The sequence below is a fragment of the Vulcanococcus sp. DEBay_Sum29NL08_54 genome, assembly GCF_017859255.1.
In the GTDB taxonomy this organism is placed as follows: domain Bacteria; phylum Cyanobacteriota; class Cyanobacteriia; order PCC-6307; family Cyanobiaceae; genus Vulcanococcus.
Genome location: NZ_JAFMNJ010000010.1, coordinates 20,706 through 41,909, shown reverse-complemented (window position 1 = coordinate 41,909; position 21,204 = coordinate 20,706). Strand labels below are relative to the sequence as shown.

The 21,204-nt window shown below is 66.5% G+C and carries 21 protein-coding genes and 2 tRNA genes; 12 read left to right on the top strand and 11 right to left on the bottom strand.

Annotated elements, in window-relative coordinates; genetic code table 11:
• The first annotated feature begins 300 nt into the window (after positions 1-300).
• From QZ186_RS05445 to recA, 6 genes are all read left to right on the top strand, one after another.
• Positions 301-768 carry an NAD(P)H-quinone oxidoreductase subunit N gene (locus QZ186_RS05445; protein WP_247479628.1) on the top strand — a complete coding sequence of 156 codons (468 nt, stop codon included), beginning with the start codon at positions 301-303 and terminating at the stop codon, positions 766-768.
• Entirely contained in the window at positions 729-1,781 is a 1,053-nt protein-coding gene (locus QZ186_RS05440) for an LdpA C-terminal domain-containing domain (protein WP_296416105.1), read from the top strand. Before QZ186_RS05445 ends, QZ186_RS05440 begins: the two co-directional genes overlap by 40 nt.
• A 16-nt stretch (positions 1,782-1,797) precedes the next feature.
• Positions 1,798-3,468: an AAA family ATPase gene (locus tag QZ186_RS05435; protein ID WP_296416104.1), complete on the top strand. Its 1,671-nt coding sequence runs from the start codon at positions 1,798-1,800 to the stop codon at positions 3,466-3,468.
• Between the two features lie 109 nt (positions 3,469-3,577).
• Positions 3,578-3,649 (top strand) — tRNA-Gln (locus QZ186_RS05430).
• 40 nt (positions 3,650-3,689) lie between these two features.
• Positions 3,690-4,439, top strand: coding sequence for an HAD family hydrolase (locus tag QZ186_RS05425; RefSeq protein ID WP_296416103.1), 750 nt, complete (start codon positions 3,690-3,692; stop codon positions 4,437-4,439).
• 151 nt (positions 4,440-4,590) lie between these two features.
• Positions 4,591-5,703 (top strand): recombinase RecA, encoded by a 1,113-nt coding sequence (gene recA, locus QZ186_RS05420; protein ID WP_247479634.1) that lies wholly within the window; start codon positions 4,591-4,593, stop codon positions 5,701-5,703.
• A 65-nt stretch (positions 5,704-5,768) separates the two neighbouring features.
• On the opposite strand, the gene QZ186_RS05415 is transcribed toward recA, so the two are convergent.
• From QZ186_RS05415 to QZ186_RS05405, 3 genes are all read right to left on the bottom strand, one after another.
• Positions 5,769-6,110 (bottom strand): DUF1815 family protein, encoded by a 342-nt coding sequence (locus QZ186_RS05415; RefSeq protein WP_010314909.1) that lies wholly within the window; start codon positions 6,108-6,110, stop codon positions 5,769-5,771.
• 79 nt (positions 6,111-6,189) lie between these two features.
• Positions 6,190-6,432, bottom strand: a complete 243-nt coding sequence (locus tag QZ186_RS05410) for a DUF2839 domain-containing protein (protein ID WP_296416102.1) — start codon at positions 6,430-6,432, stop codon at positions 6,190-6,192.
• 46 nt (positions 6,433-6,478) lie between these two features.
• Positions 6,479-7,915: a helicase gene (locus tag QZ186_RS05405; protein WP_296416101.1), complete on the bottom strand. Its 1,437-nt coding sequence runs from the start codon at positions 7,913-7,915 to the stop codon at positions 6,479-6,481.
• Between the two features lie 41 nt (positions 7,916-7,956).
• Between QZ186_RS05405 and QZ186_RS05400 the strand changes: the two genes are divergently transcribed.
• Positions 7,957-8,811 carry a prephenate/arogenate dehydrogenase gene (locus QZ186_RS05400; protein WP_296416100.1) on the top strand — a complete coding sequence of 285 codons (855 nt, stop codon included), beginning with the start codon at positions 7,957-7,959 and terminating at the stop codon, positions 8,809-8,811.
• Here the strand turns inward: QZ186_RS05400 and crtD are convergent.
• Positions 8,808-10,310, bottom strand: coding sequence for a C-3',4' desaturase CrtD (gene crtD / locus QZ186_RS05395; RefSeq protein ID WP_296416099.1), 1,503 nt, complete (start codon positions 10,308-10,310; stop codon positions 8,808-8,810). The genes QZ186_RS05400 and crtD overlap by 4 nt on opposite strands.
• Here crtD and QZ186_RS05390 point away from each other — a divergent pair.
• Positions 10,303-11,253, top strand: a complete 951-nt coding sequence (locus tag QZ186_RS05390; RefSeq protein ID WP_296416098.1) for a fructosamine kinase family protein — start codon at positions 10,303-10,305, stop codon at positions 11,251-11,253. The genes crtD and QZ186_RS05390 overlap by 8 nt on opposite strands.
• A 9-nt stretch (positions 11,254-11,262) precedes the next feature.
• Here the strand turns inward: QZ186_RS05390 and QZ186_RS05385 are convergent, their stop codons facing one another.
• Complete coding sequence (locus tag QZ186_RS05385) at positions 11,263-11,628, bottom strand: CAAD domain-containing protein (RefSeq protein WP_010314878.1); 366 nt, start codon at positions 11,626-11,628, stop codon at positions 11,263-11,265.
• 42 nt (positions 11,629-11,670) lie between these two features.
• Between QZ186_RS05385 and QZ186_RS05380 the strand changes: the two genes are divergently transcribed.
• Positions 11,671-12,147, top strand: a complete 477-nt coding sequence (locus QZ186_RS05380; protein WP_296416097.1) for a M67 family metallopeptidase — start codon at positions 11,671-11,673, stop codon at positions 12,145-12,147.
• A 25-nt stretch (positions 12,148-12,172) separates the two neighbouring features.
• Complete coding sequence (moeB, locus tag QZ186_RS05375) at positions 12,173-13,345, top strand: molybdopterin-synthase adenylyltransferase MoeB (protein WP_247479653.1); 1,173 nt, start codon at positions 12,173-12,175, stop codon at positions 13,343-13,345.
• Positions 13,346-13,395: 50 nt separating this feature from the next.
• Here moeB and QZ186_RS05370 read toward each other — a convergent pair whose 3' ends face one another.
• The gene (locus tag QZ186_RS05370) at positions 13,396-14,595 is read right to left on the bottom strand and encodes a cob(I)yrinic acid a,c-diamide adenosyltransferase (protein WP_010314872.1); all 1,200 of its coding nucleotides are present in this window, start codon (positions 14,593-14,595) and stop codon (positions 13,396-13,398) included.
• An 80-nt stretch (positions 14,596-14,675) separates the two neighbouring features.
• Between QZ186_RS05370 and larE the strand changes: the two genes are divergently transcribed.
• The gene (larE, locus tag QZ186_RS05365; RefSeq protein ID WP_367268117.1) at positions 14,676-15,491 is read left to right on the top strand and encodes an ATP-dependent sacrificial sulfur transferase LarE; all 816 of its coding nucleotides are present in this window, start codon (positions 14,676-14,678) and stop codon (positions 15,489-15,491) included.
• Here larE and QZ186_RS05360 read toward each other — a convergent pair.
• The 3 genes from QZ186_RS05360 to recF form a co-directional block, all read right to left on the bottom strand.
• Positions 15,481-15,750 carry a Rho termination factor N-terminal domain-containing protein gene (locus QZ186_RS05360; protein WP_010314868.1) on the bottom strand — a complete coding sequence of 90 codons (270 nt, stop codon included), beginning with the start codon at positions 15,748-15,750 and terminating at the stop codon, positions 15,481-15,483. The genes larE and QZ186_RS05360 overlap by 11 nt on opposite strands.
• A gap of 112 nt (positions 15,751-15,862) precedes the next feature.
• Positions 15,863-16,339 carry an adenosylmethionine decarboxylase gene (gene speD / locus QZ186_RS05355; RefSeq protein WP_010314867.1) on the bottom strand — a complete coding sequence of 159 codons (477 nt, stop codon included), beginning with the start codon at positions 16,337-16,339 and terminating at the stop codon, positions 15,863-15,865.
• 26 nt (positions 16,340-16,365) lie between these two features.
• On the bottom strand, positions 16,366-17,544 hold the full coding sequence (gene recF, locus QZ186_RS05350; RefSeq protein WP_010314865.1) for a DNA replication/repair protein RecF: 1,179 nt from the start codon (positions 17,542-17,544) through the stop codon (positions 16,366-16,368).
• Positions 17,545-17,573: 29 nt separating this feature from the next.
• Between recF and QZ186_RS05345 the strand changes: the two genes are divergently transcribed.
• Positions 17,574-17,647, top strand: a tRNA-Arg gene (locus tag QZ186_RS05345).
• 59 nt (positions 17,648-17,706) lie between these two features.
• On the opposite strand, the gene QZ186_RS05340 is transcribed toward QZ186_RS05345, so the two are convergent.
• Together QZ186_RS05340 and ppc are read right to left on the bottom strand one after the other, a co-directional pair.
• A complete protein-coding gene (locus QZ186_RS05340; RefSeq protein ID WP_010314864.1) occupies positions 17,707-18,174 on the bottom strand; it encodes a hypothetical protein in 468 nt (155 codons plus the stop codon).
• Between the two features lie 12 nt (positions 18,175-18,186).
• Positions 18,187-21,177 carry a phosphoenolpyruvate carboxylase gene (gene ppc / locus QZ186_RS05335; RefSeq protein WP_296416120.1) on the bottom strand — a complete coding sequence of 997 codons (2,991 nt, stop codon included), beginning with the start codon at positions 21,175-21,177 and terminating at the stop codon, positions 18,187-18,189.
• Between the last annotated feature and the right edge of the window lie 27 nt (positions 21,178-21,204).

Sequence of the window (21,204 nt, the reverse complement as noted above, 5' to 3'; positions counted from 1 at the left end):
GTTAACCCGGAACTGCAGTGGACCAATGCGGCGGAGCTAGCGACTCGAATCAGTGGGGGCTGGGACTTGCTCAGAAGAAGAAGCCAAAGGCGTCTTCAAGGTTGAGCAGTATCCCGGCGACTCAGAAGAGCCACACGGGCCCGGGAAGGCCGCCACCACTGGCGACCTTGTGCATTGCCCTGGAGGCCCGGCTAGCGGACGGGCACAGTTGCAATTGCACAAGCGAACACCATACCCCAGCGCATAACACCCTTCCCCTGCGATCAGCTGCCAGACTTCCGCAAGCGCTGATCCGCCCCCATGCCCCTGCTGCTCACCGGCCGCGGTTTCCGCCAGGAGCTGGAGCGGGCGGGCGCCTTGGCCCTCTACGCACCATTAGAAGGTGGCGCCGAGACCAGGCTGCTGCGCCGGATGCGCGCCGCTGGCTACCGGGCCCAGCTCACCTCCGCACGCGGCCTGGGGGATCCAGAAGCCTTCCTTCTGCAGTCCCACGGCGTGCGTCCTCCCCACCTCGGGCACCAAAGCGTTGGCCGCGGCGCGGCCGTTGGCGAGGTGCAAATGGCCACCCCACAACTGGGACACCTCTTTGAGGGCGACGCCCCTGTGCTGCTTTGGCTGCTGGAGGGGCAGGTCCTCTCCACCGCTGAGCTCGAGTCGCTGATCAACCTGACCCAACGGGAGCCCCGCCTGAAGATCGTCGTGGAGATGGGCGGCGCCCGTGCCCTGCGATGGCAGCCCCTGAGCTCCGTGCTGACCGCAACCGTTTGACCCCAGAGGCGGCCCTTCAAAACGGCCGCTGGGTCAAATTGATCTGCGGCGCCGGGAATCAAGACCTGGCGGCCATCGAAGACCTCTGCGCGCTCTACACCGCAGCGGGCATCCACTGCATCGACATTGCCGCCGATACGGGCGTTGCGGAGGCCGCCAGGCGCGGCGTGGACTGGGCTGTGGCCCGGGGTGCCCAGCGCCCCTGGCTGATGGTCAGCCTCAGCGACGGCGCCGACCCCCACTTCCGCAAGGCCAGCTTTGACCCCAGCCGCTGTCCCAGCGACTGCCCCAGGCCCTGCCAAAAGGTCTGCCCGGCCTTGGCCATTGGCGATCACGGCGGCGTCCAGGCTGAGCGCTGCTATGGCTGTGGGCGCTGCCTGCCCGCCTGCCCCCTGGGCCTGATCGATGAACAGCAGCAGTGGCTCAGCGCCGAAGCGGTCCCCGAACTCCTCCGAAGCATCAACCCGGATGCGGTTGAACTGCACACCCAGGCGGGACGGCAGAGCGCCTTCGAAGCCCGCCTGAGCCAGCTCAAGGCCAGCGGTGTGCCCCTTCAGCGCCTGGCGATCAGCTGCGGACTCGAGCGGGGCGCCGGCAGCCAGGAGACCACACCCCTGAGTAGCCGGGAGCTCGCCAGGGAGCTCTGGCAGCGCTTTGGCGCCCTGCGCCAGGCGGGCTACCGGCCGCTCTGGCAGCTCGATGGTCGTCCCATGAGCGGGGATGTCGGAGTGGGGACCGCCCGCTCCGCCGTGAAATTGCTGGAGGCGATCGCCCCCTGGGCACCGCCAGGCCCGCTGCAACTGGCCGGGGGAACCAACGGCAAAACAATTGAGCTCCTGGGCCCCAGCCACCGGGCAGCCGGTGTTGCCTTTGGCGGGATGGCCCGCAGCCTGCTGCAACCCTGGCTGCAGGAAGCCGATGAGCGCGGGCAGCCCCTGAGGGACATTCCCGAGCTCGAAGCGATCGCCAGCACCAGCGTGATCGCCCTCATCCAACCCTGGCTGGAGCGCTAATCGCTAGAACGCCCCCATGGCTTCAGCACCGATCAGCCCGCAACGCATCACGGACGACCTCGATCGCCTGCTCGAGGTCTTGCCCGAGGCCGTGCGCAGTGCCCTGGGCTCAGCTGAAGCCCGTGAGCAATTGCTTGAGGTCGTCCTCGATCTCGGCCGGATCCCTGAGGCCCGTTACCCGGGACGTGCCGTCCCCCTTGGGGCGAACCCGATTGAGCGCAGCGACCTGGCGGCGGTGGTCGAACAACTCGGAACCTTTGGAGGCGACAACCGAGCGGGCATCGAGCGGACCCTGCACCGCATCAGCGCCATTCGCAACCGCAGCGGCGACGTCGTCGGCCTGACCTGCCGGGTCGGCCGAGCGGTCTTCGGCACCGTGGCCATGGTCCGGGACCTGATGGATTCCGGTCAGTCGCTCCTGCTGATGGGGCGCCCAGGCGTCGGCAAAACAACCGCCCTTCGAGAGATTGCGCGAGTTCTGGCCGATGAGCTGGACAAGCGGGTGGTCGTGATCGACACCAGCAACGAAATTGCAGGCGACGGGGACATCCCTCACCCCGCCATCGGCCGGGCCCGGCGCATGCAAGTCACCCGGCCGGAGCTGCAGCACCAGGTGATGATCGAGGCGGTGGAGAACCACATGCCCGAGGTCATCGTGATCGATGAGATCGGCACGGAGCTGGAGGCCCAGGCGGCGCGCACCATCGCCGAGAGGGGCGTGATGCTGGTGGCCACGGCCCACGGCAACGAGCTCGCCAATCTGGTCAAAAACCCCACCCTCAGCGACCTGGTGGGGGGCATCGAATCCGTCACCCTCGGCGACGAGGAGGCCCGGCGGCGACGGACGCAAAAGACCGTCCTCGAGCGCGCCGCCGAACCCACCTTCCCCATGGCGGTGGAAATGCACAGCCGCGACCGCTGGCTCGTGCATCGCGACGTCGCCCGCACCGTGGACCTCCTGCTACGCGGTCAACTGCCGCGGCCCCAGGTCCGGCAGCTCGATGACCAGGGGCGCTTGCAGCTGAGTGAGCCGCTGGCGCCCAAGGCCAGCCCCCGGCCGTCCCCCGCCGCCGCACCGGTTCGGCGCATCCAGGAACCAGCTGGAGTCTCAGCGCAGCCCAACCTCGCCCTGCGTCCCCTCCCGGATCCGGAAGCGAGCCCGCCAACCGAGACGCCAAGCGCACCCCTGCATCTGTTCAATGCAGGGCTGAGCGAACCCCTGATTGACCAGGCCATCCGCAGCCGGCGTCTCCCCGTGCAATTGGTCGAAGCGGTGGAGGAGGCCGACGTCGTTCTGGCGGCGCGGCAACAACTGGGCCAGCGCCCTGAGCTGCGCCGGCGAGCCCAGGATGCAGGCCTGCCGATCCTTGTGATCAAGGCCGACACCCTGCCCCAGATTCAACGGGGCCTGGAGAGGCTGCTGCAGCGCCGAGAGGATCGCCCAGAGGCCACCAATGCCGCGGCACGCCCCGCAGCCGCCAGCTCCAGAGACGATGCGCTCGAAGCCCTCGAGGAATGCCGCCTGGCCGTCGAGCAGGTCGTCCTGCCCCAGGGGCAGCCGGTGGAGTTACTGCCCCGCACCGAGGCCATCCGGCGGATGCAAGCGGAACTGGCGGCCCGCTACCAACTGACTTCCGCCGAGTTCGGCAGTGGCAGCCAGCTGCGCCTACGGCTCTTCCCCCGCTGAGCCACTCGGCCGAGATGGCCCAGTGAGATTGACGAAGGTCGACCCGTTGTGGGTAACTATCTGAGTGCTGATGACACCGCCAGTTCCTGGGGGTTCGCAAGCAGCGCGTTGGGCCGTCGCCAAGTGGTAAGGCAGCGGGTTTTGGTCCCGCCATTCCTAGGTTCGAATCCTAGCGGCCCAGTTTCACAAGATCCAAGCCACCGCAAGGGCTTTGGAGCGTCATGAGCCTCCAACCACTGCTGGTCTTTGACTTTGATGGCGTCCTGGTCGACGGGATGCGCGAGTACTGGTGGAGCGCCCGCAGGGCCGCCCAATTCCTGGCGCCCGAGTGCCACCTGCCGGAAGGGGCTCCGGAGGCCTTCGGCGCCCTCAGACCACTGATCCACAAGGGCTGGGAGATGGTCCTCGTGGCCCTGGAGCTCTCCCGCAGCGATCTCGACGTCGGCCACTACGTCAGCGCCTACGAAGAGCACACGCAAACGGCTCTGGCGCGCTGGGGCTTTTCAGCGGAGCAGCTCCAAAGCGCCCTGGAGGACCTCCGCAGCGAAGCGATCCAGCAGGACCCCAGCGGCTGGAGGGCATTGCACAGCCCCTATCCAGGCATCCCCGAGCGACTGCGGGCCCTGGAGAGCGAAGGCAGCCCCTGGCTGGTGCTGACCACCAAAGGTGGGAACTTTGCTCGGGAGCTGCTCACGGGCTACGGCCTGCATCCCCAGGCGGTCTACGGCCACGAACAAGGGAGCAAGCCAGAGGTTCTGCTGCGACTCAGGGAGCAGGGCCGCCCCCTCTGGTTTGTCGAGGACCGGCGGGTCACCCTGGAAACCGTGCGCCGCACACCGGGGCTAGAGGCGGTGCGCTGCTTTCTGGTCTCCTGGGGCTACCTGGGCCCCCACGACCGCGAACAACTGCCCGAGGGCATCCAACTGCTGGAGCCCCAGCGCTTTGCCGGGCCCTTGGCGAGCTGGCCCTGAGCCGCTAGGGTACGCCTGTACTACAGGCCAGGGTTCGCTCCGGTGAAACACCTGGCGCCTGGGGTGGCACTTCTTTCACAGAGGTCGCCCAGGATGGCTCCACCGAACTGGCCTACCCGCTGCGCGGCCGCTCCTTCAACCCTTTCGCGATATGCCTGCTGACGACAAGAGCACCAGCGCCAAAAGTCCTGAGCGGGACAAGGCCCTTGGCCTCGTTCTGAACCAAATCGAGCGCAACTTCGGCAAGGGCTCGATCATGCGCCTGGGGGATGCCTCCCGCATGCGGATCGAGACCACCCCCACCGGCGCCCTGACCCTCGACCTCGCCCTCGGCGGTGGCTACCCGAAGGGACGGGTTGTTGAGGTCTATGGCCCGGAGAGCTCTGGTAAGACGACCCTCACCCTGCACGCCATCGCTGAAGTGCAGCGCCGCGGAGGCGTAGCCGCCTTCGTCGACGCCGAGCACGCCCTGGACCCCGTCTATGCCGCGGCCCTGGGCGTCGACATCGAGAACCTGCTGGTCTCCCAGCCGGACACCGGCGAGATGGCCCTGGAGATCGTTGATCAACTGGTGCGCTCCGCAGCCGTCGACATCGTCGTGGTGGACTCAGTGGCAGCGCTGACGCCCCGCTCGGAAATCGAGGGCGAGATGGGGGACCTCGCCGTCGGCAGCCAGGCCCGCCTGATGAGCCAGGCGATGCGCAAAATCACCGGCAACATCGGCAAGTCCGGTTGCACCGTGATCTTCCTGAACCAGCTCCGCCAAAAGATTGGCGTGACCTACGGCAACCCTGAGACCACCACCGGCGGTAACGCCCTGAAGTTCTACGCCTCAGTCCGCCTCGACATCCGCCGCATCCAGACCCTCAAGCGGGGCACCGAAGAATTCGGGATCCGCGCCAAGGTGAAAGTGGCCAAAAACAAAGTGGCCCCGCCCTTCCGGATCGCGGAATTCGACATCCTCTTCGGCCGTGGAATCAGCACCGTGGGCTGCCTGCTCGATCTCGCCGAAGAGCACGGTGTCGTTGTTCGCAAAGGCGCTTGGTACAGCTACGAAGGCGACAACATCGGCCAAGGGCGCGATAACACCATCACCTGGCTCGAGCAGAACAGCACCGAGAAAGAGGCCATTGAAGTGAAGGTGCGTCAAAAACTCAGCGAAACCACCGACTCGCTGAAGCCCGTCGCCACCGCCGCTGCCAAGTTGGCCGCCGCTGGAAGCGCCAGCGCCGACAAGGACCAGGCCCTACCCGCCGCCAGCTAAGGCCTCCAGGCACAACAAAGCCCCCGGGTGAATCACCCGGGGGCTTTTTGCTGGTTGGCTCGGGCCTAAGAAACCGGCGCCGCGGCCACCGAAGGCTGAGCGAGGGCGCGGAGGTTGGCGCTCAGGCGCTCCAGCTCCTGAATGGCCTCAGCACCCTCAAGCTTCACCAGCTCATGGCCGTTGCGGGACTCCACCCAGCTGATGCCGAAATCCGAAACCAAAAAGCGCACCATGTGCTCATCGCCCAAGCTGGCGACGAAGGATGCGCCGTGGCCGTCCTGACCATCGCCGCAGACATAGCAAGTGGCGGCAATTCCCTGACGCTGCAGACCCTCAGCAAGAGCACGCAGGCTCATCACCAAGTCCTCAACAACGGAGCGGTACTGCTCAGCTAGGCGCGCGAACATGACCGCCGCAACTCAAGAATAAATCGATCCTAATCTTTTCTTCAGATTTGCGCGAGCAAGGATGTTCGCCCCCTGACGATTAACCGTCGGCCAGGGTCCACCAGCCCAAGGCGGGGCCGAGGAAGCGCACCGTCAGCCAGAAGAGCACCAGTGCACCAATGCCGATCCAGGCGCCACGGGTGGTGACGGAGACGAACTGCTCACCCTGGCGCTGGGTCAAGGGCAGCCAAGGAGCCAGACGCGGTGAGGTGTCCTTGGCCTTCTCGCTCTTCTTCTCGCGGGGGGGCAGACCCTGTTCCGAGCGACGCTTGGCCTCTCCCATTGCTGCTGTGCTGCGCGGCGCGGTCAGGCTACGGGGACTAGGCCACTTACGGGTTGGGGAGCAGTCGATGCAGGGCCACCCAGGGCTCCAGGGCCTCGAGCACCTGACGGCCCCAACCCCGGCGCCTCAAGCGGCCGTCAAGGACGGCCAGACGACCGCCGTTGCGCCGTAAACCAGCAATCGAGCGCTGCAGTCGGCCCAGGGCTTCAGGCAGCAGCAGCTCCCGGAACCAATCACGACCCTGCAGCCGCAGAGCCGCCACCCGAGCCGCCGTGAGCGGGTCCTCCAGGCTCGAGATGGGCAGGGTGGCCGCGATCAGCTGACAGGGCAACGGCAATCGCTGTTGATGCTCAAGCCACCAACTCCAGCTGCAGCAGAGGACGCCATTGGCCTCAGGAGCAGTGAGCTCATGGCCCACTCGACTGCCGAATTCCGCCGCCAAGGCACTGGTCAGTCCCAGCCTCAACCCCTCGTCATCAAGCACAACCACCGTCAGGCCGGCCTGCCCCAAGACCAAGCGGCGGCACTGATCCAGCAGATGGCTGGGGTAGTGGGGAGCATTCGGCAGGGCCTGCCCCTGGGGAGCAAACAGGGGCAAGGGATCCAGCAGGGGCGGATCCGCGAGGCTCACCTCCACCTGGGGCTCAATCCCGAGTCCTGAAGGGGCCGGTTGCGGCCAGGGGCCAACCACCACCAAGCCACGGCCGCTGAGGAGCCCGGGCATCACGGTGCAGGGATCCAGGGGCTGGCGATGCAGGGTCCACTGCAGCAGGGTTGGATTGACCGAGGCCCAACTGGTCCAGTCCTCGCCCGCCACCGCAAGCCACTGGGGCCAGGGCTCCGGCAGGGGAGACAGGACCCCCAGCAACTGCCGCAAGGGGGCCTCATCATCTGGAGTGATGGGAACCCGCTGATGGGGACCGCAGGGCCGGGCCAACAGCCGGCGACTCAAGCGTTCATGCAGCTGCAGCAGGCTGGGGGCAGCGGCGGGAAGGCTGCGGCGCAACTGCTCCCAGTGCTCCGTTTCAATCACCACCTCCAGGGCCTGCCGCAGCAGCGGCTGCAGCAGCTCCCCCTCCGGGACCACAAGCTGGCGGTCCGCCAGTTGACCGCTGCGCCAGGCCGCCACCAGGGCGTCGTGCTGCAGCAGCCAGAGCGGTGCCGACTCCGGTGCCGTCGTGCCCTCCCAGCAGGGGAGGTTCAAGCCAACGGCCTGGAGCCGGGGCAACTCCACCGTCAACAGACGCTGGCGCAGGGCCGGGCTGACCACCAACGCCACGGGGCTGTTGTTGAGAGCCAAGGGCACCAACAGGCCCAGCAGCCAGCTGGGATCACTGCCGGGGGCCAGACGCACCAAGGTCTGATCCGAGCGCCGCAGGCTGCGGGCCACCAACCGGCTCAAGGTGAGGTGGTGGGGCCAGCGGGTTTCCCCCTCCAGGCGGAGGAGCGCCTTGAGCTGTTGGTGGGCCTTGGCTTCCAACATCGGGGAATCGTAGGAAGCTGGGACGAGACAACTGTTCAGCGATGACAACCCACTGGCGAGAGCGACCCATCGGGATCGTGGGCCTGGGGTTGATCGGCGGATCCCTGGGCCTGGATCTGCAAGCCCAGGGACTCGAGGTCCGGGCCTTGGTCCATCGCCGCAGCACCGCCGAGCGGGCCCAGGAGCGGGGGCTGGCCCAGAGGATCGACACCGATCCGGCGGTGTTGCAGGACTGCGGTTTGGTGATCCTGGCCTTGCCCTTGGATCGCCTGCTGGAACCAGACCCCAGCCTGGTGGCGGCCCTGCCGGCCGACGCCGTGATCACGGATGTGGGATCGGTCAAGCAACCGATCCAGGAGCGCTGGGCATCGCTGCACCGGCGCTTCGTGCCGAGCCATCCGATGGCGGGGACGGCCCAAGCCGGGGTGGAAGCGGGCCTTGCCGGTCTCTTTCAAGGGCGTCCCTGGGTTGCCACCCCCACAGCCGAGACCGATCCAGAGGCGCTGACGGCGGTGCGCGGCCTGGCGGAGAGCATCGGCGCCCACTGGCTGGAGTGCCCCGCCGCGGCCCATGACCAGGCCGTAGCCCTGATCTCCCACATGCCGGTCCTCGTCAGTGCTGCACTGCTGCAGAGCGCCGATCAAGGCGGAACCGCGGCCCCAGCCCTCGTGCGGGCCCTGGCCTCCAGCGGCTTCGCCGACACCAGCCGCATCGGCGGCGGCAATCCCGAACTGGGCACCTTGATGGCGCGCACCAACCGCGCCGCCGTCCTCAGCGCCTTGGAGCAGTACCAACGGCAACTGCAACAGCTGCAGAGCTTGGTGGAGGGAGAGCAGTGGGAGGCCCTGCAGCAGGAGCTGGTGCACTGCCAGGCCCTGCGACCTGAATTCCTCTAGCTGCTGAGCACCAGGGAGCGCCCCTTGCTCTGCAGTAACTGGCGGCAGGCCATCAAGGCCGAGAGGCTCACCCCAGCGGTGCCCTCACCGGGATAGATCGCGTCGCCGCAGAGCCAAAGCCCCGCCAGGGGAGTCCGGCTAGCCAAACCAAAGGGACCAAAGCGGCTCGGGTGCTGGCCCAGGCCACCGACAAAGCCGAAGGGTCGGCCCGTCCAGCCCGCAAACCCCCGCGGGGTAGCCAGCTCAGCATGGCGGTAGTCCTCCAGCCTCAGACCCAAGAAGGCCTCCAGCGCCGCCTGGATCCCCGCCATCGCCTGCTGTTTTTTGCGCTGGTACTCAGGCTCAGGCAGATCAAACCAAGGCTTAGCCGGGGTGAAGACACTCGCAATCAAGGTCGCCTGCCCCGCCGGGGCCCGTCCATCGCCCTCGGCGCTGAAGGAGAGAAAGACACTGCCGGGGTCCTGCCAATCCAGCTGGGCATGCAGCCCCAGTCCCTTGGGCAGGCGATCGCGATCCACCGCGGCATAGAGCACCAAGGCACCCGATGGATCCGGGAAGCCGGCGATGCGACGGCCATAGGCCGCTGGCAGGGACTCTCCGAGCAGAGCCGGCAAGGTCTGAGGCGGCAGCGCACAGACCACATCGGCCGCCTCCAGCGCAAAGGGCTTCTGGCCTGGCCCCTCACCGCTCAGCTGCCAACCACTGCCGCCAGGGCGCATCTGGCTCAGCCGATGGCGCAAGCGCAGGCTCCCCCCCCTGGCCTCCAGGACCTGCTCGAGGGCCTGGCAGAGCTGCTGCATCGAGCCGTGGAGGTGCCAAAGCCCAAGCGGCTCCTGGGCCATCGCCAACACCGTGGCCCCGTAGAGGGCCGCCGTCTGGTCGGCGGGCTCCTGGGAATAGAGGCGCAGCTGAAGATCCAAGAAGCGCCGCAGGCGCGCATCCCCCGCGCAGCCGCTGAGCACCAGCAAATCGGCAACCGTGGCGGTCGTGAACAGGCCACTGGCCAAGGTGCCGGCCCCCAGGGCCCCCAGCAGTTGGCGCAGATCCCAAAGCGTGCGCGGCGGAAGCACCGGATCACGGGCGGCGAAGGCCCAATTGCTGCTGTGCAACAGGGCACAGAGGGCCCAAAACCGTTCACTTCCTGGGAACTGGCGCTCGCGCTCCTGGCGCCAACGCTCGGGATCCCGCCAGAGGTGCACCGGTTCCTCAGCGGTGCTGAGCTGCACGCTGCAGCCGGGATTCAAGGGAGTGGCCTCGGGCAGAGGGACACCGAAATGGGCCATCAGCCGCTGATGGATCCCCCCCGGCTCAAACCCCGCCACCTGGGTCGCCCCCACATCAAAGACGTAGGGACCACGGCGAAAGGTTCCAGCGCAGCCACCGGTCTGGCTGTGGGCCTCCAGCAACTCCACCTGCAGGCCTTCTGCGGCCAGCAGTGCGGCTGCGGTCAGGCCGGCAATGCCCCCTCCAACGACTGCAACATCACAGGATTTGCCCATCGCGGCATGCTGGCAGCGCCCCTCCCTCCACCGCGTCGTGGCCATCCCGCAGGCGTTCTCAGACTGGATCGAGGCCACCAGCGGGGCCCGGCTGCTGAAGCGCTCACCGGTGGGTGGAGGCTGCATCCACAGCGCCTGGCGGCTGGCCCTGGCCGATGGGCAGGAGCTCTTCGCCAAAACCAACCGCGCCGAACTGCTGCCGGTGCTCGAGGCTGAAGCCCAGGGGCTGGAGGCCCTGGCCAGGGCCATCGAGCAGGGGCAATCGAGCCTGCGCGTTCCGCGGCCCTGCGGCCTGGGCCTCGCCGGCGGCGAAGCCGTGTTGCTGCTGAACTGGCTGGAGCTCGGCACGCCAACGGATCCAGCCCAGGCCTGGGAGGCACTAGGGGCCGGACTGGCCCAGCTGCACCGGGGCAGCCTCATTGGCCATGACGGACGCTTCGGCTGGGAGCGCGACAACTTCATTGGCTCTGGCCCCCAAGCCAACCGCTGGGGAGAGACCTGGGGCGCGTTTTTTGCCGAGCAGCGCCTCAGGCCCCAGCTCAGCTGGGCGGCCGACTCAGGACACGCGCTTCCTGGAGCCGAGGCCCTGCTCGAGCGGGTACCGCTCTGGCTCGCGGAGCACCCAGCTGAGCCCTCCCTCGTCCACGGCGACCTCTGGAGCGGGAACGCTGCGCTACTTCAGGGCGGCGGCGGCGCCATCTTTGATCCGGCCGTCTACCGCGGGGACCGGGAGGTGGATCTAGCCATGGCCCAGCTCTTCGGCGGTTTCCCCCGCAGCTTCTTCCGCGGCTACGAACGGGAATGGCCCCTGGAAGCGGGCCACCAGCGGCGGGTCGAGCTCTACAACCTGTATCACCTGCTCAACCACGCCAATCTCTTTGGCGGTGGCTACTGGCAGCAAAGTGCCGCCAGCATCACCGCGCTCCTGCACACCTGGCCGTAAGGGACTGAGTCAGCCCAGGTATTCCTTGCGCAGACCCTGGACCTTGTTGATCACGGCGGTGCGCTTGTCGCTGGTGGTGAGGTTTTTCCAGCTCCACTGACCCACGACCACCAGGCCCAGCAGCTCCAGCAGACCAGGAACCACAGGCAGCAGGTTGATGGTGTCCAGCACGCCCTTGATCAGGACCTGGGCGACGATCACGATCACCAGAACGCCCACACCCTTACCGATGCGGCCCATCTGGTTCCAGTCCACCTTGTCCAGGGTCTCGTTGACCTTGGAGAGCACCTCGGTGTAGCGCTCGGTGAAATTCGCGCCGGCCTCTTCTGCAGCTGGAGTTGCCGATTCCTTCAGATCGTTGCTGTCGTCGGTCATCAGGATGGGCTTGGATTAAAAACCTCGACACAAGGTATCCGGGTGACTGCCCAAGCGCCAGACCAGTTGCGCGTTGATGGTCATTGGCTGATGGTTTTGGAGCGCACCCTCAACGCCGCCCTGCCGGAAGAGGGTTGTGCTCTCCTGCTGGGCAAAACCAAGGGCAAAAGCCTGGAGCTGCATCGGGTTTGGCCCTGCTGCAACCGCTGGGAACCGGCCCGGGAACGGGACCACCGCTTCCTGCTCGATCCCCGCGAGCAGCTGCTCGCGCAACGCTGGGCCCGGGAGCATGGGCTCCAGGTGATCGGTTCAGCCCACAGCCATCCCACCAGCGCCGCCATCCCGTCCCAAACCGACCGGGAGCTCTGCTTTGGGCCCACCTTGATGGTGATCGCCTCAGGCCTGGGCAACGAGCGCTGGCGGGCCTGGTGGCTGTCCGGGGATGACGACGCCTGCGAGCCCCGTGAATTGCCTTTGCGACAGGGGCTGGCCGCAGGGGACCAGCGTTTGGGAAAGTAGGGAGCTGGAAAGCGATCGGCACTCCATGCTTCCCCTTGACACCACCGGCATCGAGCTGAGCCCCGATGAGGTGGCCCGTTTTGCGCGCCACCTGATCCTGCCGGAAGTGGGCATGGAGGGTCAAAAGCGGCTCAAAGCCTCTTCTGTCCTCTGCGTGGGCACCGGCGGACTGGGCTCCCCTCTGCTCCTTTATCTGGCTGCGGCTGGCGTCGGCCGCATCGGCATCGTCGACTTCGACGTGGTGGATCACTCCAACCTGCAGCGCCAGGTGATCCACGGCACCAGCTGGGTCGGCAAACCCAAGATCGAATCGGCCAAGGCGCGAATCCTCGAGATCAACCCCCACTGCCAGGTCGATCTCTACGAGACGGCCCTCAGCAGCGAGAACGCCCTCGACATCGTTCGCCCCTACGACATCGTCTGCGACGGGACCGACAACTTCCCCACCCGCTACCTGGTGAACGACGCCTGCGTGCTGCTGGGCAAACCCAACGTCTACGGCTCGATCTTCCGCTTTGAAGGCCAGGCCACGGTGTTCAACCTGGATGCCGAAAGCCCCAACTACCGCGACCTCTTCCCTGAGCCCCCGCCGCCGGGCATGGTTCCCTCCTGCGCCGAGGGCGGCGTGGTGGGCGTTCTGCCCGGAATCATCGGCGTGATCCAGGCCACCGAGGCGGTGAAGATCATCACCGGCATCGGCACCACCCTCAGCGGGCGGCTGCTGCTGTTTGATGCCCTGGGCATGAAGTTCCGGGAGCTCAAGCTGCGCCCCAACCCGGAGCGCCCGGTGATCGACAAGCTGATCGACTACCAGGAGTTCTGCGGGGTCGGCGGCACCGCACCCGGCCAAGAGGAAGCCGGCTCCGTCGAAAGCATCAGCGTCAGCGAACTGAAGACCCTGCTGGATGGGGACACCTCCGGCATGGTGCTGATCGACGTGCGCAACCCGCCCGAAGCGGAGATTGCGGTCATCCCAGGAGCCGAGCTGATTCCCCTCGACCACATCGAGAACGGAACCGCCGTGGAGCGGATCAAGCAGCTGGCCGACGGCAAGCAGCTCTACGTCCACTGCAAGCTCGGGGGCCGCAGCGCCAAGGCCCTGATTGCCCTCAAGCGCCACGGCATTGAAGGCATCAACGTGGCCGGTGGCATCGATGCCTGGAGCCAAGAGGTGGACAGCTCAGTCCCCCGCTACTGATTGCAAGCCCTCAGCCCGGGGACTCCCCGGGCTTTTTTCATGGTCAGCGCTCAGTAATCCACGCCGCGCTTGAGGTCCACCCCACGTTCGGCGTAGTGCTTGTGGCAGACCATCTCGGAGTGGACGCTGGCCAAATCGAAGTAGGCCGGGGGGTGCTTGCAGCGTCCGGTCAGGATCACTTCAGTCTCAGCCGGCTTGCGCAGCAGGGTTTGCACGATCGGCTCCACCGGAATCAACTCCAGATCAACGGTGGGGTTGATCTCATCAAGGATCACGGTCTTGTAGAGACCACTGGAGATCGCCGCACGGGCGATTTCCCAAGCGCGCTCGGCCTCGACGTAATCAATCGGTTGCTGCTGACCGCGCCAGACGATGGCGTCCCGGCCCGAGCGCAGGTGATCCACCAGATGGGGGTAGCTCTCCCGTAGGGCCGCAATCGCCGCGTCCTCGGTGTAGCCGTTGCCCCCCTTGAGCCACTGCAGGATCAACACCCTGTGGCTTTTGTCCTGGGAGATGCCGCGGCCAATGGCCTGCAGGGCCTTGCCCAGGGCACTGGTGGACTTGCCCTTGCCCTCGCCGGTGTAGACCTCAACCCCCTCGAGGCCCGCCAAGACCGGCTCACCGGTTTGCTCCTCGAAGGCCGGGGTATCGGGGCGCCGGTGGGCGCGCATCTCCGAGTGGAGGTCTGCAATCTGCACCAAGGAGCGAGGAGCGCCCCGACCGGTGACGATCACCTCCATGCCGGCGGGCTTGGCCGAGAGGGTGCGCACCACCTCCTCGGCATCCAACAAGCCGAGATCCAGCACGGGGTTGAGCTCATCGAGCACCACCACCGAATAGAGCTCGCTGGCGATGGCCCCCTTGGCGATGGTCCAACCCCGCTGGGCCTCTTGCACGTCCACGCGGGTGACCTCATCGGCGCCAAAAAATTCGCCGCGGCCGGTGCGGACCTGGTCGATCAGATGGGGGAAACCCTGCTGCAGGGCTTCGATCGCCGCGTCTTCGTCGTAGGAGCGACCGGGCCCCTTCAGAAAACGCAGCAACAGCACCCGGGTCTGCTTCTGCTCGCAGATGCCCAAGCCAATGGTCCGCAGGACGACCCCGAGGGCCGCCTGACTTTTGCCTTTGCCTTCGCCGTCGTAGACGTGAACCTGGCCGCGACTGCGCTCGCTGCCATCGGCGGCGGTTCGGATCCCAATGCCGCGTCCGGTGCTGCGACTAGTGCTGGCAGAGGTTGCCTGCGGAGCCATCGACGAGCCTCTTACCGTTGGATCCTAACGAGAGTGTTTTGAAGCCAGGGCACCCCATCGTTGAACAACTGGAGCCTCCCTTGGTGGAGGCCCTCGGGGCCCTGCGGCAGCGCATTGCGTCGCTTCCGGCGGCCATCGTCGCCTACTCCGGCGGAGTCGACAGTGCCTTGGTGGCCGCCATCGCAGCTGAACAGCTGGGCGATCGCGCCCTGGCGGTCACCGGCATCTCACCGGCCTTGGCACCCCACCTCCGAGCAGAAGCGCAGCAGCAGGCGGCCTGGATGGGCATCCAGCAGCAGGAACTGCCCACGGCCGAGTTGAACGATCCGGCCTACAGCAGCAACCCAGAGAACCGCTGCTACGCCTGCAAGCGGGAACTCCACAGCGTGATCGCTGAACTGGTCGGCCAACTCGACGAGCAATGGCGCGGTGCCAGCGTTCTCGATGGCGTGAACCGCGACGACCTCGGCGACCATCGCCCCGGCATCGAGGCGGCGCGGGAGCGGGGGGTCTCATCGCCCCTGGCGGAACTGCAGATCGACAAAGCCGGGGTGCGTGCCCTCTCGCGGGCCCTGGGATTCCCCTGGTGGGACAAGCCCGCTCAACCCTGCCTGGCCTCACGTTTTCCCTACGGCGAAGGCATCAACGCTGAGCGACTGCAGCGGGTCGGCGCCGCCGAAGCCTGGCTGCGGCAGAGGGGATTTCAGGAACTGCGGGTGCGCAGCCAGGGGGAAACGGCCCGCATCGAGGTGCCCCCCTCAGCCCTGCAACGCCTGGTGGAGGAGCCCAACCGCACTGCCGTTGTGGAGGCCCTACTGGGCCTGGGCTTCAGCGCCGTCAGCCTGGATCTTGAGGGCTTGGTGAGCGGAAAGCTCAACCGGGCCCTCAAGCGCTGAGCAACTCCTCAATCAGATCTGCCTTGCGCAGGCGGCTCACTCCGGAGAGCCCCCGGGCACGGGCCAGCTGCTGCAGTTGCACCACCGTCTGGCCCTCCAACTGGGTGCGCGGGGAGGGACGGTGGTCAAGCTTCGGTGGCGCGGGGGGAGCGGCGAGCGCCTGATCGGCGGCGGCGGGGACCCGGGAGGCCAGGGTCAACAGCGCCAAGCTGCCGCCGGTGATCAGCGCCGCCTCGATGGCAAAGGTGATCTCCTGCATGGGGGGAGAGATCCAGATTGGCGGCATTACAGCCAATCCTTCCAAGACACGCCACTGGTGCACGGGCACAAAAAAGCCCCCCGCTGGCGGGAGGCTCGGTGTTCGATCGCAATCAGGCTGCGATCAGATCGGGTTCACGCTCGGCGTCGGCCACAGCCTCAGGGGTCTCGCGGCGGAAGCTCTTGAGCTTGTAGTTACCTGCGTTGAGCTCTTCGCTCAGCACGATGCAGGCCCGCTCGGGCATGGTGTGGTCACCGCAGGTGAACACGTCCACAGCGGCGTAGCCCGACTCGGGCCACGTGTGGATGGAGATATGGGATTCGGCCAGAAGGGCCAGCCCCGTCACACCCTGAGGTTGGAAGTGGTGGGTGATCAGATTGAGCAGGGTCGCGCCAGCACGCTTCGCAGCGGTGGTGAGGGCGTTCCTGATGAAAGCTTCGTCGTCGAGCTTGTCAGCGTCGCAGTTGTACAGCTCGAGGATGCAGTGTTTACCCACCATGTCGGTGGCACTGGGTGCTTGGGGGCTAGCGGAGAAGGTCTCAGCTCCAGTCCATCCCGGGTTGGGGTGGAGACAGGCTGCTTGGCTCATCAACGTGAGGCAAAGAGTTCAAGACTTTACTGGCCAGGGAGCACCATTCCTGCCTCAACGGTGACCACCTGAGAACCCTGATGCCAACCGCCGTTAAAGGCCCCCAGGTGGGTCGCGCTCACCAGGCACTGATGCCCCTGGCCCACGGCCTCCAGCAACAGCTCTTGCCGCCCGGGGTCGAGCTCCGCCAAGACGTCATCCAGCAGCAGCAGTGGTGGCTCGCCCCAGAGTTGATGCACCAGCTCGAGCTCCGCCAGCTTCAAGGCCAGGACCAGGGTGCGCTGCTGTCCCGCTGATCCATAGCGGCGGGCCGGCTGGCCGCCCAGCTCCATCGCCACCTCATCGCGATGGGGGCCGACGCTGCACTGGCCCAGTCGCAACTCCTGGGGGCGCTGCAGCAGCAACTGCTCCGCCAGGGCATCCCGCCAGGGGGCTTCCGCCTCCTCACCCTCGAGCTGACTGCCGGGGCAGTAGCGCAGACCCAAGAGTTCACGGCCATCGCTGAGGCGGTGCTGCCAAGCCTGGGCCAGGGGTTCCAGCCGCCGCAGCGCCCGCAGCCGCCGGCGGTGCAGCCGGGTTCCGATCAAGGCCATCTGCTGGTCAAAGGCATCCAGCAGCCCCTCAAGCTGGGCCTGGGGGAATCCCCGCCGCAACAGCTGGGAGCGCTGCCGCAGCAGGCGGCCGTAGCGACTGAGCAACTCGGCATAGACCGGCTCGAGCTGCAGCACCACCCGATCCAGCCACTGCCGGCGCAGGGCAGGCTCACCGCGCACGAGCTCCAGGTCCAGGGCGCTGAAACCGACGCAGCGCAGGGGACCAATCAACTCGTGCTGACGCTCCAGCACCTTGCCGTTCCGGCGGGCCTGCCGCCCCCCCTGCCGGCGCAATTCCAACTCCAGGCGATCGCCGCCGTCACAGTCGGCGGCGATCAACCCCTGCCGCTCCCCCTGCTGAATCAAATCCCGGTCGCTGCTGCAGCGGTGGGAGCGAAGACTGCCGAGCAGCTCGACTGCCTCCAGCAGGTTGGATTTGCCCTCCCCATTGCGGCCAATCACCAGCAATCGCGGGGCCTCGAGGGTGAGGCTCAGCGCTCCGTAATTACGGAACTGACGCAGCTCCAGGCGGTGCAGCCGAATGGGTCTCTGGGGCCGTCTGACCAGTAAGGTAAGGCGGTGACGGTGGTCTGCTGCCTGCACACGACCCATCTGAGCAACAGATCTTGCTCAGGCCGCATGGGCATGTAGCTCAGTTGGATAGAGCATCAGATTCCGGTTCTGAGGGTCGGGGGTTCGAGTCCCTCCATGCTCGTGATCAGGTCCTAGACCCGTCACCGACATCACCCCGCTGCGGCGGGGTTTTTTTGTGGCCTAGAGGCGCAGACCCATGGCCCGAATACCGCCGGGGTCCACGACAAATCCGTTTTGCTTGAGCGCCTCGAGGGCCACGCTGGGGGCCGCCACCGAAATGCTGCATCCGGGCAATTCGCGCCGTAGCCGCGCCATGGCGGCATGGACGATCACCCGAAGCACCTGGGCCTGCTCAGGGTCTTGTGGATCCGCTGAGAGATCCCAAAGATTGGCATTGAGGGCCAGGTCGCTGGTCGCTCGCACAAAACCGACCAAGACACCAGTGGCATTGCGCACGCTGAACTGCCAGGCGCTGCGGGAGAGGGCCTGCTCGAGCCGCTCCTCCAGCCGCTGGGGATCCCCGCACTGCACGAGCAGTCGGTTGAGTTCTGCCCCACTGGGGGACTGCTGACCCTCAAGGCTGTAGCCCAGGGGCAACGCCGGCGGCTGGGGCTGCGAGCGGAAGGGGATCAGAAGCGAATCAAGCAAGGCCGCCGCGCCTCAACCGGTATTGCGCATGCCCGCGGCAATGCCATTGATCGTCAACAACGCGCCGCGCAGCAGCTCACTGCGGCTGTAGGTCCGGCCGTCGTCGCGGGCCGCCTCTTCGCTCATGGGCGGCTGGCGGTTCTGATCCCGCAGCCGCCGCAACAGGGCCACCTGCAGGAATCCCAGCGGGATGATCGTGCGGTTGCGCAGCTCAACCGAGAGCTGCAGGGCCGGATCCCCATCGAGCAGACGCTCATGGCCGGTGATGGCCAGGACCAGATCCCGGGTGAGCACGAACTCGCGGGCAATCACCGCGAAGATCTCCTCAAAGGCCTCGCGGGACTCCGGGCGTCCCAGGGACTGGACGTAGTGGTGGGCCAGATCCAGGTCGACCTTGGAGAGGGTCATCTCCACCTTCGAGATCAGCATCCGGAAGAAGGGCCAGCGCTGATAGAGCTGCTGGAACAACTCCATCTGACCGGGGTCCCCGCTGAGTTCCTCCTGCAGGGCCGTGCCCACACCGAACCAGCTGGGCAGCAGGAAGCGGCTTTGGGTCCAACCAAACACCCAGGGGATGGCGCGCAGGCTGGAGAGATCCTTGGCACCGCTCTTGCGCCGGGCAGGACGGCTGGAGATCTGCAATTTGCTGATCTCTTCGATCGGGGTGCACTGCTGGAAGAAGCCGACCAGATCAGGGTTGTCGTGGACGAGGGAGCGGTAGTGGCTGCGGGAGCGCGCCGCCAGCCGAACCATCAGCTCATTCCAGTCCGGCGTGTCATCCACGTGGCTGGTGACCAGGCTGTTCTGAATCACCGCGGTGGTGACCGTCTCCAGGTTGTAGAGCGCCAGCTCCGGCAAGGAGTACTTGGAGGCCAAGACCTCCCCTTGCTCGGTGATCTTGATGCGGCCATTCAGGGTGCCGCTGGGTTGCGCCAGGATCGCCTGGTAGGCCGGACCACCGCCCCGTCCCACGGAGCCGCCGCGGCCGTGGAAGAGGCGCAGGCAGACGTCATGGCGTCTTGCCAACTGCTGCAGAGCGATTTGGGCCTGGTGGATCTCCCAGTTACTGGAGAGGAAGCCGGAGTCTTTGTTGCTGTCGGAGTAGCCGAGCATCAGCTCCTGCAGCGGCCGCCCGTTGGGGCTGGAGCTCGCGATCAGCTGGCGATAAAAGTCCTCGCTAAACAGCCGCTCCATCACGCCAGGAGCAGCCTTGAGATCCTCCACCGTTTCAAACAGGGGGATCACCAAGAGGTCGGAGCGCTGGGCGGTCGGATCCACCAGGCCGGCCTCCTTGGCCAGCAACAACACCTCAAGCAGATCCGACACCGTGTGACTCATCGAGATCACGTAGGTGCGGCAGATGCGGGAGCCGAACTCCTGCTGCAGCCGTTTGACGACGCGCAGAACATCAAAGGTTTCAGCCGTCAGGGGGCTCCACTTGACGGCCGCAGGGATGAGCGGACGGCGAGTCTGTAGCTCAGACATCAACCAGCTGATCCGCTGCTCCTCGTCCATCTCCCCATAGGGAGTGGGCATCTGCAGGTAGCGGGTCAGCTCATCGAGGGCATCGCTGTGGCGGGTGCTCTCCTGGCGGATATCGAGGCTGGCCAGGCAGAACGCGAAGGTATGCACCTGGGCGATCAGGTTGTCCAGGGGCTCACAGCTCAAGCCGCTGCCCTGCAGGCTTTCGTTGATCAGCTCCAGATCGGTGCGGAACTCATCGACCGTTCCGTAGTGCAGCTCCGGTGCGGGGGGAGCGGGCATGGCGCCCTGATTGCCAAAGTCGGGCTGGGCCGGCCGCGGTTCGTGGGGAGCATCCCAGCCGGCAGCCGCCTGCTGCTGGTTGCGGGCCAAGGTCAGCCGCAGCCGCTCAATGACGTAGCTGATTTTGAGGCGATAGGGCTCCAGCCGGTAGCGGGCCGCCCGCTCTTCGTAGACCTCCGGGAAGCGAAGGCGGTCCATCTCGAGGGACTCGAGCAGGGGAGCGCTGACCTGGCTCCACTGCATCGAAATACTCAGCTGATCGCGGAGGTCCTCCACCGCAGCCAAGTAGCGATCGAGCATCAGCTGACGCTGATAAGACGCCGTCCGCCAGGTGATGTCCGGGGTGACCGAGGGGTTGCCGTCGCGGTCGGATCCAACCCAAGAGCCAAAGGTGCAGAAGGCGTCGCTCGGGGGCAGAACATCGGGGTAGTTGGCACCCAGGGCCGTGCGAATCCGCTGGCGCAGCTGGGGCATCGCCTCAAACAGCACCTGCTGGAAGTAGTGCAGGGCGTAATCGACCTCATCGAGGACGGAGGGCTTGAACTGGTGCAGCTCGTCGGTGCGCCACCAGAGGCGGATTTCCTCCTCCAACTGCTGACGCAGGTTGTCCCGTTCCTCGGGATGCAGCAGCTGACTCTTCTGGAGCTGTTGGATCAGGGAGGCCACCCGGCGCTGCTTGTGGCGCACGGTGTGACGAACGATCTCCGTGGGGTGGGCGGTGAACACCAGCCGGATATCGAGCTCCTGCAGCAGCTGCTCGATCTGGGCCGGAGGAACGCCAAGGCCCCGCAGCCGGGTGAAGAGCTCTCGGAAGGTCGCGGGCGAGCTCTGGCTCGCCAGGGGCGGAACAAAGGGATCGCTCAGCTCTTCAGCGTGGTGGGGCCGAAGGCTGGCGAGATAGCTGTCCTCCTCGATGTGCTGCTCAAGGATGTTGACCAGCTGGAAATAGAGGGAAAAGGAGCGAGCGGCAGCAATGGCTTCAGCCAGATCCATGTCGCGGATCAGCTGCACGATCTCCTCGGTCGCCGCCTCGGATGCCTGGTCGGGAGCGCCGCCGTCGATGCGGTTGCTCAACGCTTTCATCCGCAGCAACCGTTCCGCCTGGGGGGCAGGACATTCACTGCGCAGCACCGTCTGCCAGAGGTCCTCCACCAGCTCCAACCGATCGCCAAGAAGTCGTGTGACCCGAGGCTCAGCCGCAGGAGCAGAGGCTTCAGTTGCGGCGAGGGTGGGCCCCATAGAGGCGGTTTCGGCAGGGGTGCGCTG

Coding starts and splice junctions, on each gene's coding strand:
- recA (WP_247479634.1), top strand. CDS start 4,591: ATGCCTGCTGACGACAAGAGCACCAGCGCCAAAAGTCCTGAGCGGGAC.
- crtD (WP_296416099.1), bottom strand. CDS start 10,310: ATGGGCAAATCCTGTGATGTTGCAGTCGTTGGAGGGGGCATTGCCGGC.
- QZ186_RS05410 (WP_296416102.1), bottom strand. CDS start 6,432: ATGGGAGAGGCCAAGCGTCGCTCGGAACAGGGTCTGCCCCCCCGCGAG.
- QZ186_RS05360 (WP_010314868.1), bottom strand. CDS start 15,750: ATGCAGGAGATCACCTTTGCCATCGAGGCGGCGCTGATCACCGGCGGC.
- QZ186_RS05370 (WP_010314872.1), bottom strand. CDS start 14,595: ATGGCTCCGCAGGCAACCTCTGCCAGCACTAGTCGCAGCACCGGACGC.
- QZ186_RS05405 (WP_296416101.1), bottom strand. CDS start 7,915: ATGTTGGAAGCCAAGGCCCACCAACAGCTCAAGGCGCTCCTCCGCCTG.
- speD (WP_010314867.1), bottom strand. CDS start 16,339: ATGAGCCAAGCAGCCTGTCTCCACCCCAACCCGGGATGGACTGGAGCT.
- QZ186_RS05425 (WP_296416103.1), top strand. CDS start 3,690: ATGAGCCTCCAACCACTGCTGGTCTTTGACTTTGATGGCGTCCTGGTC.
- ppc (WP_296416120.1), bottom strand. CDS start 21,177: ATGGGGCCCACCCTCGCCGCAACTGAAGCCTCTGCTCCTGCGGCTGAG.
- moeB (WP_247479653.1), top strand. CDS start 12,173: ATGCTTCCCCTTGACACCACCGGCATCGAGCTGAGCCCCGATGAGGTG.
- QZ186_RS05435 (WP_296416104.1), top strand. CDS start 1,798: ATGGCTTCAGCACCGATCAGCCCGCAACGCATCACGGACGACCTCGAT.
- recF (WP_010314865.1), bottom strand. CDS start 17,544: ATGGGTCGTGTGCAGGCAGCAGACCACCGTCACCGCCTTACCTTACTG.
- QZ186_RS05440 (WP_296416105.1), top strand. CDS start 729: ATGGCAGCCCCTGAGCTCCGTGCTGACCGCAACCGTTTGACCCCAGAG.
- QZ186_RS05445 (WP_247479628.1), top strand. CDS start 301: ATGCCCCTGCTGCTCACCGGCCGCGGTTTCCGCCAGGAGCTGGAGCGG.
- QZ186_RS05385 (WP_010314878.1), bottom strand. CDS start 11,628: ATGACCGACGACAGCAACGATCTGAAGGAATCGGCAACTCCAGCTGCA.
- QZ186_RS05400 (WP_296416100.1), top strand. CDS start 7,957: ATGACAACCCACTGGCGAGAGCGACCCATCGGGATCGTGGGCCTGGGG.
- QZ186_RS05415 (WP_010314909.1), bottom strand. CDS start 6,110: ATGTTCGCGCGCCTAGCTGAGCAGTACCGCTCCGTTGTTGAGGACTTG.